The following is a 15,048-nucleotide window of genomic DNA, read 5'->3' on the forward strand; positions in this document are numbered from 1 at the left end:
CTGCCACTAAAAACCCTTCAATAGGTTTGCCCATACTACCGATACTTCCCATAATAACTCCTTCTAAAAGTTTTGTCGCAATAACAATAATAATTATTGCGAGAGAATGCTATTGCAAGAGAATTAATTTAGAGTAAATGCGAGATTTTTTGATAAAAAGATTTAAATCTATTTTTAAAGCACTTTTCAACCTCTATAGGCGTTGTTTTTAAAAACCCCTAAAAATCCTTTAACAATTCCATAAATTCCTTAAAAATATAGTGGCTCTCTTTGGGGCCGGGGCTGCTTTCTGGGTGGTGCTGGACAGAAATAATGGGAGCGTTTTTATAACGCACGCCCTCAATGGTGTTGTCAAAAAGGTTGCGGTGCGTGATGATAGCGATTTCTTCAATTTCTTCAGGGACGCAATAGTTGTGGTTTTGCGCGGTGATTTCAACGGCGTTTGTTTTCAGGTTTTTAACGGGGTGGTTGCTCCCATGATGGCCAAATTTGAGTTTGTAAGTAGGGTAGCCTTGCGCGATAGAGAGCAATTGATGCCCTAAGCAAATGCCAAACATGGGGATTTTAGCGTCAATGAGTTGCTTGATTTCTCCAATTTCTTGATGCAAGCTTAAAGGATCGCCTGGCCCGTTAGAGAGGAAAATCCCGTTAATTTCTTTTTTTTCATAGGCCTTAATCAGCTCGTTAGCTTTAGTGTGGTGCGGGTAAATAAGGGCTTTTAACCCCACATTTTGAAGCTCATTTAAAATATTGCCCTTAGCCCCAAAGTCTAGCACCGCGATAATTTTATGAGAGGTTTTTCCATCAAAAGGCTTGTAATCTAGGGTTTTGAAATCAAAAGTCGTGCGTTGGTGCGTGGTTATTTTTGGCGTAGAAACGCTAGACACTAGGGGGGAGTGGGAAATTCTAGGGGCGTTTTTTAAAATTTCTTCAAGCTTGTTTTTGTCATGCTCTATCGTGGAAGCCACCATCATCAAGCACCCATGATGGCGTAAGGTTTTGATCAAACTTCTGGTATCAACGCCACAAATCCCTAAAACGCCACGCTCTTTCAAATAAGTGCTCAAGCTAAAATCCGCCCTTGAATTAGAAAAAAATTCGTTGTAATGGCGCGCTAAAACCCCTGTACATGAAAAAAAGGATTCATCATCTTTAGAATTAGCGCCCACAACCCCAATTTCAGGCATGCTAAAAACCACAAATTGCCCCTTATAGCTAGGGTCGCTAATGACTTCTTGATAACCGCTCATAGAAGTGTTAAAAACAAGCTCGCCTGCTTGCGTGCCGCTAGCCCCAAAACTTTGCGCTTGCAAAAAAAGCCCGTTTTCTAAATAGAGAGAAATCATTATAAAAAGCCCTTGCGCCTTAATTCTTCTTCATAGAGCCTTTCAAACACCAACTCGTATTCATCGCTCCCTACGGGCAGTTTGCGTTTGTAATGCTTGATTTTTTCATGCACTTCATTTTCAATGCTTTCATACGCTTTAGAATAGGTGTCAATGGATTTGTAAATCAAATTTCTTATCAAATTCTCTGACACGCTAAACATGATCAAATCCTCATCTAAGATTTTATTCAAAATCTGGTACGACAAATCGTTGCACCTTTCTTCCCAAAACAAATGAAAGCCCTCTTTTTGAGCGATCTGTCTTTTAATCATCCAAAAAAGCTGCCTTTCATCCATCCGCATGAATTCTATCTCATCGGTGTTTTCTTCTAAAAGCTCTCTGGCTTGCTCGTCTATGGCGTTTTCTTTTTTAACGCTTTTTTCCAAAATCCCTTCTATCAATTCGCACAATAATTCTCTAGGGGCTTTTAATTCTAATAGTTTTGAATGGATAAAGTCGTTGGCAATCTTATGGCTGATATGGTTTATATGGGTTAGTTTGAGTCTCATGATTTTTCTCGCGTATTTTATTTATTTTTGGAGTGTATTTTATCATTCTTTAGATAAAATGCTTTTTAAAGAATGGGTTTAATGGCGCACCAAACTATAGGATTGTAGAATTTTATCAGCGTAGATGATTGCAATATCAGGGCGTTTTTTAGAAATTTTGGTGTTGATCAGTCTTAATCTCCCCCCCTCTTTAATGCCATAAAATTGAAGCCTTAAAGCGAGTTGTTTATCGTTGGTGCGGATTTGATGAATGCCCCTTAATTGCAAGGCCGTAGCGACTTCTTTGGCTAAGAAATGCCGGTTTAATAATTTTTCATTGGCGCCAGAAATTTTACTCCCCCATAAAAAAAGCGTTTCAGTGAGCATTAAAAGATACAAACTAAAAACGCGCAAATAATACTGCCCCCTAAATTCCTTTAAACGCACCCTAAGGCTATTTAAAACGCTTTTAACAAACAAAGGCAAACCGATTAAAGCTAAGGGGGCGAAAGTTTTTAAATCTATCTCTTGGCGCATGCTCAAAAGCAAAGGGAAAAGCCAACCGCTCGCGCTCATAAAGGCTAGTAACGATGGCTTTTTATCAAAAAGGGCTTTATAGATCGTATAAGGGTAGTAGAGGAACAATAAGGGCGAATATAAAAGCATGAGTTCTAAGCATGTGTCTATAAAATACCCGCTAGGCAAGCCCTTATTGAAACTCCCGCTAAAAAGAGCGGTATTCACGCTTAAACCCACCAAAATAAAGATCGCGCTCTTAAAATAGCGTCTTCTTAAAGCGTAGGTAAAAACCCCTAGTAAAAGCGGGATGAACGCGCCGTCTAAAAACGCGCAAGCGCTAAGGGTTAAATAAGGGATTTTTTGGGTTTTGATATATAAATAGCTGACCAAAAGCCCAAGGCTTAACACCAGCACGCTTTTAGCCAATAAAATCGCAAAGAGATTCACCCCAGGCAATAAAGCGTAAGTCAATACCACATAAAGGGCGTCTTTAGGCTTTTTTAAAATCTTTCGCCCTATCAAATAAAATAAAAACATGTTAATGATGTGAGCGATCAAAAAAGGCAATCTTAAAGCCAAATCGTTTTGGCCTAAAATTTCAGTGCTTTTTTGAGCGATTTGGACAAACCATGCGCTGCTATAAAAAAAATCCTTTGCTTCATTGTAGCTGATAGAAATTTCTTCGCTCATCAACAGTCCCAAAGCCAGGACTAAAAAAACCATGAGAATAAAGACTAAGTCGCTTAAATCAAAGCTTCTTGTTTTTTTCTCTGGATAAATAAAGTAGCTAAAGTATAACAGAGCGCTTTGTAAGGGGCTTAGTTGCATCGCTTAAATTTTTTTTAATTCTTTTAAAAGAGCGGGCAAGGCAATGAGTAAGCCTGAACATAAAATCAAAGCCACCCCCAAAGAGCTTTTAAGATCCAAAAATTTATCGCCTAAATACAGCCCAAACAACAGCCCCCAAACAATGCGGGTGTATTCAATGGGGGCAATGATCCCAGCAGGAGCGTTCATGTAAGCATAAGTTAAGAAATACTGCCCTAAAGTCCCGCTAATCCCTATTAAAGAAATCCACAAAATGTCTTCTTTTCTAGGAACATGAATGCCTGTGGATAAAAAAGGAATATCAACAAACATGCCCACTAATCCAAGAAGGCTCATGCCAAAAGCGAACGCTAAAATCACGGCTTGCTTGTCATAGTATTCCCTCAAATCCCTTAAAGTGATATACGCTAAAGACACAAAGATCCCGCTCAATATGCCCATAAAAATTTCAACCGGCCCCACATTTTCCACGCTAGGATCTGAAATCAACACCACCCCCACTAGCCCGATGCATGCGGAAATTAACGCGCTTCTTTTTAGTTTTTCTTTCAAAAGCAAAGGGGAAAGAAGCACCGTATAAATCGGTGCGCATTGCGAGAAAGCCGTCGCTGTAGCGAGTGAAATTTTTTCAATATTATAAAAAAACGCTAGCATGGCCAAGCCCCCTACAACGACCCTAAAAGCGAGCTTTTTAAAACCGCCTTGTTTGTAACTCTTTAAGCGGTAGGGTTTGAAAGGATAAACGAGCAAGAGCAAGAGCGTCATGGTAATGGAGCGGTAAAACACGTTTTCCATAGGGGAAAAATAATCCGCTGTGATTTTAACAAACGCGCTCATGGTCCCAAAGCATAAATTCGCCAAGAGTATCATTGAAACGCCAAATAAAATGGTATTACGCATGCCCTTTACCCATAAAGATTTTAGGGTAGTTTAACCTAAAATCTCTAATCAAGACTTAAAGTTTTTAAGCTTTAAAAGCATAAAAGTTGCGTTGATTGGTAAAATCATGTTATAACAATGTTCTAGGAGTTTTACCTTTTGTCTAGAATGATTCTAGAAGCTTCAGCATTTCAAACTCCTTATAGAAATATGAAAACATAAAAACACGAATCCTTTTTGAAAATAAACTCCTAGACCCTTTTTAAAGGGTTTGAACGCCACCGCTTAGAAAACTCTTTTAAGCTTTTCAAGTCCTTTGTTTTGTTAAAAAATCATGCCATGAGGCTTAGTTTCATTAGGGAATGGATTTTGCTTGATATTAGCGTAAAATTCAATTTCAGGAAATTCGCATGGCTGTTTCTTCTATTAACCAGTTTGATTCCAACCTCTATGGGCTTTTAAACGCTAAAAGCACTCCTAAAGAAGACCTGGCTCCTGTTGAAAACACAGAAAAAATAGAGCGAGAAAAAAAGGACGCTCCCATAGAAAACCTCCCCTTTAACCCTGACAAGCGAGAGACTTACGGCTTTTTGGTTTTAGAATTGATGAGCGATAGAGAGTATGAGGCTTTTTTAAGGGCTACGGCCGGAATGGATGAGAGTCAAAAACGCTTGGCCGCTCAGTCGCTCTATAGTTTGACGGATTTTTATAACGGGAAATTCTCTAAAGAAGTGGAAAACGCCCCCAAACAACCGATAAATGGCTTGCACAAAAAGGCCCTACAAACCTTTAACGCTACCAACCATAACGCTTTTTTGCAACGCTATCAAAACGCTTACAACAACCCTTCTTCTATGGATGTTACCCTTTAAAATGGGGTTAGGGTGAGGCGCTTTTTAATCCGTTTCTTCTAAACTCTTAAACACTTTGATGAGATCGATATGCTCATCGATGTCATGCGCTCTTAAAATACTCGCTCCATTTTGCAACGCTATTAAATGTAAACTCAAAGTGCCAGCGAGCCGGTTTTGAACTTCACGCCCGGTGATAAGCCCGATCGTGTTTTTACGACTCGCTCCCACCAATAAGGGTTTTTTGAATTTGAGGAAGTGGCTTAAATGCTTGATTAAGGCTAAATTATGCTCTTTTAATTTAGCGAATCCAAACCCTATATCTAAAATAATATCTTGAAGCGCGTATTTTTCTAAAACCTCTAGTTTTTCTTTAAAGAAGCGATCCATTTCGTCAAATAAATTGTGGTAAAAAACATTTTCTTGCATGTCTTTGGGGGTTTTTTGAGCGTGCATTAAAATGCAAGTGGGTTTGTAATCTTTGGCGACTTCTAGCATTTCAATACTACTAAAACCGCTCACATCATTAAGGATGGAAAAAGAATGTTCCAAAGCCATTTGGGCGGTTGTGGCATGGTAGGTGTCTATGCTGAATTTAGCGCATTGGTAGAGTTTTTGGGATTTGATTTCTAATAAAACTTCTTTCAAGCGATCTTGCTCTATTTTTGGATCAATGATTTCACTTTGTGGTCTTGAACTGGCCGCGCCTATATCAATGAGCGTGATACCCTTTTCTAGCCATTGATAGATTTCTTCAAGCGCTTTTTTGCTATCAAACCGGCTCTTTTCATAGAAGCTATCCGGAGTCAGGTTTAAAACCGCCATGATCTGTGGGTTGTTAGGCTTAGGGGCTTTGAGGTGGCTTTTTAATTCTTGCGCTAAATTTTTAAGCCCAAAGGGTTGGGAGTGGCACTTGACAATAAGGCGTTCTAATTGGTTAGCGCTCACAACCAACACCCCATCATAAAAAGGCTCTTTAGCTAAAATACAATCTCTTGGCGTGGCAAAATCGCCCCCAACACTTATGGCCTCTTGTTTTAAAATCAGCGTTGCACTTAAGGGCAGATGCTGGATTTCAAAAACAAAGCTAACGCCTTTTTTATGCATATGGGTTTGAGCGATCTCTTCTGGGCCTATTTTTTGTAGAGTGCTTTTGAGCGCATCAGGGTTAAGGCGTTTTACAATCATGGCGTTTTCTTTTTAGATAAAAGGCTTAAAAGTAAGGGTAAAAGATTGTAGCTGAGCTTGTAATAAGAGCTGTTAGCCTTAATCGCTAAATCAAAGGCTTGCAATTCTTGCTCGTTTAAGGGGATCTTATGCCTGTTAACGCTCTCCAACAGGCTTTCAATTTTTTCCCTCTGATTTTCTCTAGAATCAAAATTTTCTTTGTCTAAATTTTTTAAAAACGCGTAAATATCTTTCAAATCCAGCCTGGATAAATCCAAATCTAAAGGTTTTAGGGGGATTTTTTGGCGTTTGTCTTCTTTAATTAGGCGGGATTTAATGGTGGCTAAAACATGGTTTGGGCTTTTAGCAAACATGATAAAACAAACATTATTCGGAGGTTCTTCTAAGATTTTTAAAAGCGCATTTTGGGCTTCTGTGCCATAACTGGGCGCAGCGATTAAAAAAGCGTTTAATTCGCTGTGTTTTAAGTGCGCCTTTGAAATCACTTCTTTGGCATGCTCTATTTTAAAATCCTTGTTGAAAGTTTTGATCACCTTTTTGTCTTTTTCAATAATCTCCGTGTAGAATTTAATGTGGTGCTTGAAAAGGCTTGCAGTCTCTTCTAGGCTCTCTTCAAGATTGTCCGTATAAATAAGGCGGCTGAAATTTTTCACAAAGTAACCTTATTGTATAGCGCGCTAAAAAGTGCGTTCTCAAAGAGTTTGAAGAGCTGCAATAATTTATAATCCAATAAGCTGTCATGCTCTTTTAAAAGCAAACAATCTTCTTTAAGCTCTTCAAAAAGCCATAAAAAACTAGGGATTTTACTCAGTAGTATCGTTTTCAAGCCTTCATTTTCAATTCTCCCAACATGCCAAAACATGGGGTTTTGATAAGTCATCTCTATGGTGGCTAAAGAGAGATTCGCATCGTTTTTTGGGTAGAAAGAAGAAGCGTTAAAATCAATGACTGGCAATAAGGGGCGCTCTTTTAAATCTTTGGGGTTTAGGTTAGAAAGAATGTAGTTTAAAAACCAGCACCTAGAAGAATCAGCGCTCACTAACAGCGATCCGCCATTAAGCACATGCGAGATGGTTTGCGCGATGAGTTTGGCATAGCTGGATCGCTCTAATTCTAGCCACCCGCTTTGTTGGGCGATAAATTCCCCCTGATCGCGCACAAATTCCTTGATCCAGTCGTAGAAATTTTTCATTGATCTAATTGATACACCGCATGTAAAGTTCTAACCGCTAATTCAGCGTATTTAATGTCAATCAAAACCGAAATTTTAATCTCGCTTGTAGAAATCATCATGATATTGATATTGTCTTTAGCTAGGGCTTTAAAAGCGATACTCGCTACCCCAGAATGCGACTTCATGCCCACGCCCACTATGGAAACTTTAGCGATATTTTCATCATAATCAATGGAATCCATTTGCGCTAAAAAAGGCTTTAAGGCTTGCTTGGTTTCTTCTATTTGGGTCTTAACGATCGTAAAATCCAAATCGGTTTTGCCGTCTCTGCCGATCGTTTGGACTATCATATCCACATTAATGCGATACTCCGCTAAAGCGCCAAAGATTTCAGCGGCAATGCCTGGTCTGTCTTCCACGCCCTCCATGCTCACACGAGCCTGATTCTTATCCAATGCGATCCCACTCACTATAGGGGTTTCCATGCGTTCTCCTTTAAAGTCTTTTTCAGCCACAATGAGCGTGCCTTCGCTATGGTTAAACGAATTGCGAGTCACTAACTTCACGCTGAGCTTTTTGGCTAATTCTACCGAGCGGTTTAACAAAACTTTAGCCCCCATAGAAGCCAGTTCAAGCATTTCATCATAGCTGATTTGCGCGATTTTTTGAGCCTTTTCTTCAATGCGCGGATCGGTGGTGTAAACGCCATCCACATCCGTATAGATTTCGCACAAATGCGCTTTTAAAGCCCCGGCCAAAGCGACCGCGCTCAAATCGCTCCCCCCACGCCCTAAAGTCGTTGTTTCGCCTTGAATATCAGCGCCTTGAAACCCAGCGATCACCACAATGTAGTTTTTTTCTAAAAGCTCTGTGATGCGTTTGGTGTCAATGGATTGGATCACGGCGTTTTGAAAATGCGAACTGGTTAAAATGCCCGCTTCTTTCCCGCTCAAGGAAATGGCTCTATGCCCGTATCTCTCTAACGCCATGCTCAAAGCCGCGCTTGAAATCCATTCACCTGTGCTGACAATCCTATCCATCTCTCGCTTGTTAGGGTTATGGCTAAAATTCTTGCCAAATTCTAAAAGCCTATCGGTTTCGCCGCTCATCGCAGAAACCACCACCACCACCTGATGCCCTAATTTAACGCTTTCTAAAACCCTTTGAGCGACATTGTGGATCCTTTCTATGCTGCCCATGCTCGTGCCGCCGTATTTTTGAACGATTAACACCCTATAAATACCCCTCTCTTTTGAAATAAGCGATGACTTGGCGGTACACTTGGCGTTTGAAAGGAACGATTTTTTTAAGCAAATCCTTAAGATGAATGAATTGATAAGCTCTAAATTCTGGCGTGTGTTTGTTCAAATCAATGTTGTTAGCATGCTTTAGGCGCACTAAAAAATAGCGTTGCTTTTGCCCGTCAAACGCATAGAATTTATGCTCCATGTTGCTTGGGAAATCATAGGCGATCCATCTGGGGTATTGCGCTAAAATCTCTATTTCATTCGTGCCAATTTCTTCTAATAATTCTCTATGGAGTGCTTCTAAAGGGGTTTCGCCCTCATCAATGCCCCCTTGGGGGAACTGCCACGCTCCTTCAATGTCTATGCGCTCAGCGATAAAAACTTCGCATGTGTTAGGGTAGTCTGGCGACATGATAATGGCCGCAACATTAGGACGATATTTTTTATGTAGCATAGGTCTTTATTTTAGCTCTTTCTTGTTTGATATAAGATCGTATTATAGTGTATGCTGGCTTTAAGTAGGGTTAAGAATGCCATTAAAATCAAAAATTAAGAAAAAAGGGCTTGGAACTCATTTTAATAGCGCCCAAATAACGCTATTAAAACTGAGAGGGTTTATTTGAGAGTGGGGATGTATTTGGCTAAAGCTTTGATGTCTTCATCGCTTAATTTTTTAGCTTGTGCGGTCATGACGGGATTCTTATTAGCACCGCTTTTAAAATCCATAAGCTCTTTTTCAATTTCCGCTTCAGTCATCATGTTGACGATTTTGCTTTTGCCTAAAGCTTTCTTTTCAAATTTAACCCCATGGCAAGCGGCACAACTTTTTGCAAGAGCTTTAACATCGGTTGCCATTAAAGCGTTTGCGAACGCCAAAACGCCTAAAGCCATAATAACCTTTTTCATCGTTTGTCTCCTCTACTTATCAAAATGATCTTAAAATGATACAATTACAAGTTTAAGTTTTGCTTAAAAATGAAGTGAAAATGAGAGAAATAAATATGATTTTATACATTCATATCCCCTTTTGTGAAAATAAATGCGGTTATTGCGCTTTCAATTCCTATGAAAATAAGCATGGGCTAAAAGAAGAATACACTCAAGCGTTATGCCTGGATTTAAAGCATGCGTTAAGTCAAACTGACGAACCAATTGAAAGCGTTTTTATTGGCGGCGGCACGCCTAACACTTTAAGCGTGAAATCTTTTGAAAGGATTTTTGAAAGCATTTATCGCAATGCACGCTTGAGCTTGGATTGTGAGATCACCACTGAAGCTAACCCTGAATTGATTTCTAAAGCTTGGTGTCAAGGCTTAAAAGATTTAGGGATCAACCGCTTGAGTTTAGGGGTGCAAAGTTTTAGGGAAGATAAATTGTTGTTTTTAGAGCGCCAGCATTCCAAAAATATCGCTCCCGTGATAGAAACTATTTTAAAAAGCGGGATTGAAAATATCAGCATTGATTTGATTTATAACACCCCATTAGATAATGAAAACTCTTTAAAAGAAGAATTGAAACTCGCTAAAGAACTCCCTATCAACCACTTGAGCGCTTACGCTTTGAGTATTGAAAAAAACACGAATTTAGAAAAAAACGCCAAAAAACCCTCATGCACCAATTTTGACAATGTGATAAAAGAGGCTTTAGAGGGCTTTTCCTTCAAGCAATACGAAGTGTCTAATTACGCTAGAAATTATCAAGTCAAACATAATCTGGCTTACTGGGGGGCTAAAGATTATTTAGGGTGTGGGGCTGGGGCTGTGGGCTGCGTGGCGAATGAGCGCTTTTTTGCGAAAAAACTCATAGAAAACTACATCAAAGACCCCCTAAAACGCCAAGTTGAGACGCTTAATGAACAAGACAAGCGATTAGAAAAGCTGTTTTTAGGCTTAAGGTGCGTGCTGGGGGTTGAGCTTAGTTTGTTAGATGGAAATAAAGTAAAGTTTTTGATTGAAGAAAATAAGGCTTTCATTAAAAATAACCGATTGGTAGCGAGCGATTTTTTCATGGCCGATGAAATGGCTTTGTGGCTGTTGTAATTATAAGCTTTGCTTTAATCAAGCGTCAATAAAAACGCCAAAAAGCGTTTTTTAATTAACGCCTACAAAATTTTTAGCCAAAAACCACCCGATAGCCACCCCAATAAGCCCTAAAAGGTTAGTGCCTAAGACATAAGAAACGGCTTCAAGGTATTGGGATTTTTGCAAGAGTTTTAAAGTGTCTAGCCCATAAGAAGAAAAGGTCGTAAAACCCCCTAAAACCCCGGTGACAAAGAAAATCCCAAAATCATCACCAAAAACTTTTTTAACAGCCAAATGCCCCATAAAGCCGATGACAAAACACCCTATGAGATTCACGCTAAAAGTCCCTAAAGGGAAACTTTCAAACATTAAAAATTTACTGGGCATCATTTTGCCCACAAAATACCTTAGCGAACTCCCTATAGCCCCTCCTAAAGCGGCCCATAAAAAGACAAAATTCATGCATCATCCTTTAAAAAATAACTGATAGCATTATAATGAGGTGTTTTTAACATTCCTTAACCCTCAAACTCAAAGCCAGTTCTAAACACGCTTCTAAGGAAGGCTTTTTGGCAATATAGCTTGGAATGCCTTGCTCTTGTAAATAAAGAGCGGTCGTGTTGCCAATGCTTATAGCGGTGTAATTTTCTAAAAATTCAAAATAGTGCAAAAAGGCTTTTGCATGGCTTATAGCGGTAAAAATAAGAACGCTCTTTTCTTTGGGTTTTAGGGCGTTTCGCTCGCTTAAGGTCAAATGTTTGAGCTTGTTTTCATAAACAACGGCTTGCTTGAAATCAATGCCATGCTCTAAAAGAATGGTGTCTAAAGAAGAGGCAATCTCTTTTGCCCTGAGATACAAAACGCTTTTTTTTTCCAATAAAGGAAGAATTTCTTGAACGAACTCTTTGCCATGGGCTTTTTCCCCTATAAAGGCGACTTTAAAATGGTGATCTTGTAAAGTTTTTGCGGTAGGTTCGCTCAAAGCGTAAGCGGGAATGTTTTGTAAAATTTTGAGTTTGGGGCTGTCTTTTAGAGTTTCTAGCAAGGAAAACACCGCATTTTTAGAAGTGAAAATAAGAGCGTTAAAAGGGGTTGGATCTAATTCTAGGGGATAGTAGCGCAATTCATTTAAAATGAGAGTCTTATAAGGGGCGATTCTTTGAGAATGCACCCATACAACCTCCCTCATGCCTAGTTTTTTTTAGTGCAAGTATCATCATAGACCATTCTAAAGCCGTATTTTTCAAAGTCATAGACATTGCCCTCTAAATAATAGGGCGTATAGCCTAATTCATGCATGCTTTTAGCCGCATCTAAAGCCCTGTGGCCAGCCCTGCAATGGAGCAACACTTTTTTATCTTGGTGCTTAGATAAAAAATCAGCGAGCTTTTCTTGGTCATTGACGCTAATGAGCGTAGCGTTAGGCAAATGCAATTCTTCATATTCGTCCAATTCGCGCACATCCACGACAATAAAATCATTGAAATTGACTTCTTCTAAACTGATTGCATAATCTTCAAGCATGTTTATCCTTAATTTTTAAAGTAAGGTTATGTTACAATGATTTGATAAATAGGAATGTTTAAGGAGTGTGTGTGGAAGAAAATTATCATGCTTTTTTTACCGAAGCGAGCAGGTTTTTAAACGAGAGAATCTTTAAGGATTATTTACGCCGTTTGGCTTATGGCATTGATGCGTCATGTTATCGTTATATCCCTAAAATAGTCGCTTGGGTGAAGGATGAAGAAGAAGTTCAAAAGCTTTGTGTTTTAGCGCAAAAACACAGCGTAACTCTGACTTTTAGAGCGGCTGGGAGTTCCTTATCAGGGCAAGCGGTCTGTGATGGGGTGTTGGTTATGGCTACGCATTTTTTCAAAGACGCTAAAATTTTAAATAACGCTACAAGCATTCAGCTCTCATGTGGGGTCATAGGAAGTAATGCGAACGCTTTATTGAAACCTTATCATAAAAAAATAGGCCCGGATCCCTCTACGATAAACATCGCTATGATAGGGGGGATTGTCGCTAATAACGCTAGCGGGATGTGTTGTGGGGTGGAGCAAAACAGCTACAAAACCCTAAAATCCTTAAGAGTGATTTTAGCTGATGGCACGCTTTTAGACACGGCCAATCATAAGAGCGTTGAGGATTTCAAAAACGCACGCAAAGATTTGATTGAAGGGGTTTTGAATTTAAGAAAAGAGATTTTAGAAGACAAAGAATTGCATGCTTTAATCAAGAAAAAATACGAGATCAAAAACACCACCGGCTACAGCTTAAACGCTCTCATTGATTTTGAAGATCCTATTGAAATCATCAGCCATTTATTCATAGGCTCTGAGGGGACTTTAGGCTTTATTTCAAGCGTGGAATTAGAATGCGTGAAAGACTACGCTTATAAAACTTGCGCGTTATTGTTTTATGAAAATTTAGAGCGATGCGCCAAAGCCGCTCAAATTTTAGCCGCTTTAAAAGCCAAACAACCTGAAATGATTTCTTCAGCAGAGCTTATGGATTATGCGTCCTTAAAAAGCGTGAAAGGTTTGGAGGGCATGCCTAGAGTGATTTTGGAAATCAAAGAGCCTAACGCATGCTTACTCATTCAAAGCGAAAGCGATGATCCTTTAATTTTAGAAAACAACATGCAAACGATTTTAAACGCTTTGAGCACGATACCGGTCGTTTTAGATTCTCAAATCAGCAGTGATCCTAATGTTTATCAATCGTGGTGGAAGATCAGAAAAGGCATTTTCCCTATCGCAGCGTCAAAAAGAAAAAGCCAAAGCTCTGTGATCATTGAAGACGTGTGCTTCAGTCAAGAAAATTTTGTAGAGGGGGCAAAAGCGATTGAAGGGCTTTTAAAAAAACATGGCTTTAAGGATAACAGCATTATTTTTGGGCATGCGTTAAGCGGTAATTTGCACTTTGTCGTTACGCCGATTTTAGAAAATGAAGCTGAAAGAAAAGCGTTTGAAAATTTAGTTTCTGACATGTTTTTAATGGTGAGCCAAAGTTCTGGCTCTATTAAAGCCGAACATGGCACAGGCAGGATGGTAGCCCCCTTTGTGGAAATGGAGTGGGGAGAAAAAGCCTATAAAATCCACAAACAAATCAAAGAATTGTTTGATCCTAAAGGCATTTTAAACCCTGATGTGATCATCACAAACGATAAAGAAATCCACACTAAAAATTTAAAGAGCATTTACCCTATTGAAGAGCATTTGGACATGTGCATGGAATGCGGGTTTTGTGAAAGGATTTGCCCTAGTAAAGATTTATCTTTAACGCCACGACAACGAATCGTTATCCACAGAGAGGTAGAGCGCTTAAAAGAAAGAGTAAGTCATGGTTATCATGAAGATCAAGTTTTATTAGATGAGCTTTTAAAAGAGTCTGAATACTTAGCGCACGCCACTTGTGCGGTGTGCCATATGTGCTCTATGCTATGCCCTTTAGAAATTGATACCGGAAAGATCGCCCTAAATTATTATCAAAAAAACCCTAAAGGTGCAAAGATCGCTTCAAAGATCCTTAATCACATGCAAACAACCACAAGTGCGGCTCGTTTTTCTTTAAAAAGCGCTCGCTTGGTTCAAAATCTCATAGGCTCTCACAACTTAGTGGGCCTAACCAAAGGGATTAAAAAATTCATCAAGCCTTTTCCTAAAGCCTTTCATTACATGCCCAAAAACAACGCCTATCCTTTAGAAAATAAAACGCTTAAGAGCGGAGAAAAAGTCATTTATTTCAGCACTTGCATCAACCGCTCGTTCGCTCCATCAACTAAAATGGCGGATCAAAGGAGTATCCAAGAAGTGTTTGAATCCTTATGCCAAAAAGCCAAAGTTTCGGTAATGTATCCTAATGGATTGGACGCGCTTTGTTGCGGGAAAGCCTTTATTAATTACACCGACTTAACCAAACAGAACAACGAAAAAAACCATGCGATTTTTCTACAATTAAGCGATAAGGGAAAAATACCGATCATTTTAGACCACAGTGCATGTTCGACGCATTTTTTCAAGCAAATGAAAGCTTATAAGGATTTGAAAGTCTATGATTTGAGCGTCTATATTGAAGAAGTTCTGAGCCCTAAATTAAAATTCAACCCCATTAACGAAGACATAGGGTTATACACGATGTGCGCTTTAAAGTTAGAAAATAAAGAAGAGTTGTTGTTTAATTTGGCTAAAAAATGCACTTTAGGCGAGATTGTTATCCATAAAGAGACGGGTTGTTGTGGCTTTGCGGGGAATAAGGGCTTTTTCACCCCTGAATTGAACGAGAGCGCTTTAAACGGCTTTCAAGCGTTTTACCAATCCTATGATCTTAAAAGGGGCTTTTCCACTTCTAGCACTTGCGAGATCGGTTTAAGTGAAAAAACCCGATTTTCTTGGCAGCATATCGCTTATTTAGTGGATGCTTGCACGCTTTAAATGGTGTATAATTGAAGAATTTCTTTAAA

The 15,048-nt window shown here is 39.3% G+C and carries 16 protein-coding genes; 3 read left to right on the plus strand and 13 right to left on the minus strand.

What is annotated here, in order from left to right:
* Positions 1–218: 218 nt before the first annotated feature.
* From carA to DV63_RS13670, 4 genes are all read right to left on the minus strand, one after another.
* On the minus strand, positions 219–1,346 hold the full coding sequence (gene carA, locus DV63_RS13655) for a glutamine-hydrolyzing carbamoyl-phosphate synthase small subunit (RefSeq protein WP_000624837.1): 1,128 nt from the start codon (positions 1,344–1,346) through the stop codon (positions 219–221).
* Positions 1,346–1,897: a DUF507 family protein gene (locus DV63_RS13660; RefSeq protein ID WP_001237424.1), complete on the minus strand. Its 552-nt coding sequence runs from the start codon at positions 1,895–1,897 to the stop codon at positions 1,346–1,348. The genes carA and DV63_RS13660 overlap by 1 nt, the downstream gene beginning before the upstream one ends.
* 78 nt (positions 1,898–1,975) lie before the next feature.
* A complete protein-coding gene (locus DV63_RS13665) occupies positions 1,976–3,223 on the minus strand; it encodes a glycosyltransferase family 39 protein (protein ID WP_001177376.1) in 1,248 nt (415 codons plus the stop codon).
* A gap of 3 nt (positions 3,224–3,226) precedes the next feature.
* On the minus strand, positions 3,227–4,123 hold the full coding sequence (locus tag DV63_RS13670) for a DMT family transporter (protein WP_001246367.1): 897 nt from the start codon (positions 4,121–4,123) through the stop codon (positions 3,227–3,229).
* Positions 4,124–4,512: 389 nt separating this feature from the next.
* Here DV63_RS13670 and DV63_RS13675 point away from each other — a divergent pair, with 389 nt between their 5' ends.
* Positions 4,513–4,974 (plus strand): HP1233 family protein, encoded by a 462-nt coding sequence (locus DV63_RS13675; RefSeq protein WP_000301349.1) that lies wholly within the window; start codon positions 4,513–4,515, stop codon positions 4,972–4,974.
* 24 nt (positions 4,975–4,998) lie between these two features.
* Here the strand turns inward: DV63_RS13675 and folP are convergent, their stop codons facing one another.
* The 6 genes from folP to DV63_RS13705 all read right to left on the minus strand — a co-directional run bounded on the left by folP (position 4,999) and on the right by DV63_RS13705 (position 9,468).
* Entirely contained in the window at positions 4,999–6,141 is a 1,143-nt protein-coding gene (gene folP, locus DV63_RS13680) for a dihydropteroate synthase (RefSeq protein WP_000636109.1), read from the minus strand.
* Complete coding sequence (locus DV63_RS13685) at positions 6,138–6,794, minus strand: DNA polymerase III subunit delta' (RefSeq protein ID WP_000788104.1); 657 nt, start codon at positions 6,792–6,794, stop codon at positions 6,138–6,140. Before DV63_RS13685 ends, folP begins: the two co-directional genes overlap by 4 nt.
* Positions 6,791–7,333: a DNA replication regulator HobA gene (hobA, locus tag DV63_RS13690; RefSeq protein WP_000788216.1), complete on the minus strand. Its 543-nt coding sequence runs from the start codon at positions 7,331–7,333 to the stop codon at positions 6,791–6,793. Before hobA ends, DV63_RS13685 begins: the two co-directional genes overlap by 4 nt.
* Positions 7,330–8,547, minus strand: coding sequence for an aspartate kinase (locus tag DV63_RS13695; protein ID WP_000909651.1), 1,218 nt, complete (start codon positions 8,545–8,547; stop codon positions 7,330–7,332). Before DV63_RS13695 ends, hobA begins: the two co-directional genes overlap by 4 nt.
* 1 nt (position 8,548) lies before the next feature.
* Complete coding sequence (locus DV63_RS13700; protein ID WP_000902585.1) at positions 8,549–9,016, minus strand: RNA pyrophosphohydrolase; 468 nt, start codon at positions 9,014–9,016, stop codon at positions 8,549–8,551.
* Between the two features lie 161 nt (positions 9,017–9,177).
* Positions 9,178–9,468 (minus strand): c-type cytochrome, encoded by a 291-nt coding sequence (locus tag DV63_RS13705; RefSeq protein WP_000755886.1) that lies wholly within the window; start codon positions 9,466–9,468, stop codon positions 9,178–9,180.
* A 95-nt stretch (positions 9,469–9,563) separates the two neighbouring features.
* On the opposite strand from DV63_RS13705, the gene hemW reads away from it, so the two are divergent.
* Complete coding sequence (gene hemW / locus DV63_RS13710; RefSeq protein WP_020982428.1) at positions 9,564–10,601, plus strand: radical SAM family heme chaperone HemW; 1,038 nt, start codon at positions 9,564–9,566, stop codon at positions 10,599–10,601.
* Between the two features lie 51 nt (positions 10,602–10,652).
* Here hemW and crcB read toward each other — a convergent pair whose 3' ends face one another.
* Genes crcB through DV63_RS13725 form a run of 3 tightly spaced genes read right to left on the minus strand, consistent with a single transcriptional unit; the run spans position 10,653 to position 12,107 of the window.
* Complete coding sequence (crcB, locus tag DV63_RS13715) at positions 10,653–11,045, minus strand: fluoride efflux transporter CrcB (RefSeq protein ID WP_001011998.1); 393 nt, start codon at positions 11,043–11,045, stop codon at positions 10,653–10,655.
* 46 nt (positions 11,046–11,091) lie between these two features.
* On the minus strand, positions 11,092–11,772 hold the full coding sequence (locus DV63_RS13720; protein WP_001209519.1) for a uroporphyrinogen-III synthase: 681 nt from the start codon (positions 11,770–11,772) through the stop codon (positions 11,092–11,094).
* Between the two features lie 2 nt (positions 11,773–11,774).
* Entirely contained in the window at positions 11,775–12,107 is a 333-nt protein-coding gene (locus DV63_RS13725; protein WP_000888820.1) for a rhodanese-like domain-containing protein, read from the minus strand.
* Between the two features lie 71 nt (positions 12,108–12,178).
* Between DV63_RS13725 and DV63_RS13730 the strand changes: the two genes are divergently transcribed.
* Positions 12,179–15,019 (plus strand): FAD-binding and (Fe-S)-binding domain-containing protein, encoded by a 2,841-nt coding sequence (locus DV63_RS13730; protein WP_000392352.1) that lies wholly within the window; start codon positions 12,179–12,181, stop codon positions 15,017–15,019.
* Positions 15,020–15,048 lie beyond the last annotated feature (29 nt).

The organism is Helicobacter pylori FD535, assembly GCF_000296015.2.
Classification (GTDB): Bacteria; Campylobacterota; Campylobacteria; order Campylobacterales; family Helicobacteraceae; genus Helicobacter; species Helicobacter pylori_CT.

Coding starts and splice junctions, on each gene's coding strand:
- DV63_RS13660 (WP_001237424.1), bottom strand. CDS start 1,897: ATGAGACTCAAACTAACCCATATAAACCATATCAGCCATAAGATTGCC.
- DV63_RS13705 (WP_000755886.1), bottom strand. CDS start 9,468: ATGAAAAAGGTTATTATGGCTTTAGGCGTTTTGGCGTTCGCAAACGCT.
- DV63_RS13675 (WP_000301349.1), top strand. CDS start 4,513: ATGGCTGTTTCTTCTATTAACCAGTTTGATTCCAACCTCTATGGGCTT.
- DV63_RS13670 (WP_001246367.1), bottom strand. CDS start 4,123: ATGCGTAATACCATTTTATTTGGCGTTTCAATGATACTCTTGGCGAAT.
- hemW (WP_020982428.1), top strand. CDS start 9,564: ATGATTTTATACATTCATATCCCCTTTTGTGAAAATAAATGCGGTTAT.
- hobA (WP_000788216.1), bottom strand. CDS start 7,333: ATGAAAAATTTCTACGACTGGATCAAGGAATTTGTGCGCGATCAGGGG.
- DV63_RS13720 (WP_001209519.1), bottom strand. CDS start 11,772: ATGAGGGAGGTTGTATGGGTGCATTCTCAAAGAATCGCCCCTTATAAG.
- folP (WP_000636109.1), bottom strand. CDS start 6,141: ATGATTGTAAAACGCCTTAACCCTGATGCGCTCAAAAGCACTCTACAA.
- carA (WP_000624837.1), bottom strand. CDS start 1,346: ATGATTTCTCTCTATTTAGAAAACGGGCTTTTTTTGCAAGCGCAAAGT.
- DV63_RS13725 (WP_000888820.1), bottom strand. CDS start 12,107: ATGCTTGAAGATTATGCAATCAGTTTAGAAGAAGTCAATTTCAATGAT.
- DV63_RS13700 (WP_000902585.1), bottom strand. CDS start 9,016: ATGCTACATAAAAAATATCGTCCTAATGTTGCGGCCATTATCATGTCG.
- DV63_RS13665 (WP_001177376.1), bottom strand. CDS start 3,223: ATGCAACTAAGCCCCTTACAAAGCGCTCTGTTATACTTTAGCTACTTT.
- crcB (WP_001011998.1), bottom strand. CDS start 11,045: ATGAATTTTGTCTTTTTATGGGCCGCTTTAGGAGGGGCTATAGGGAGT.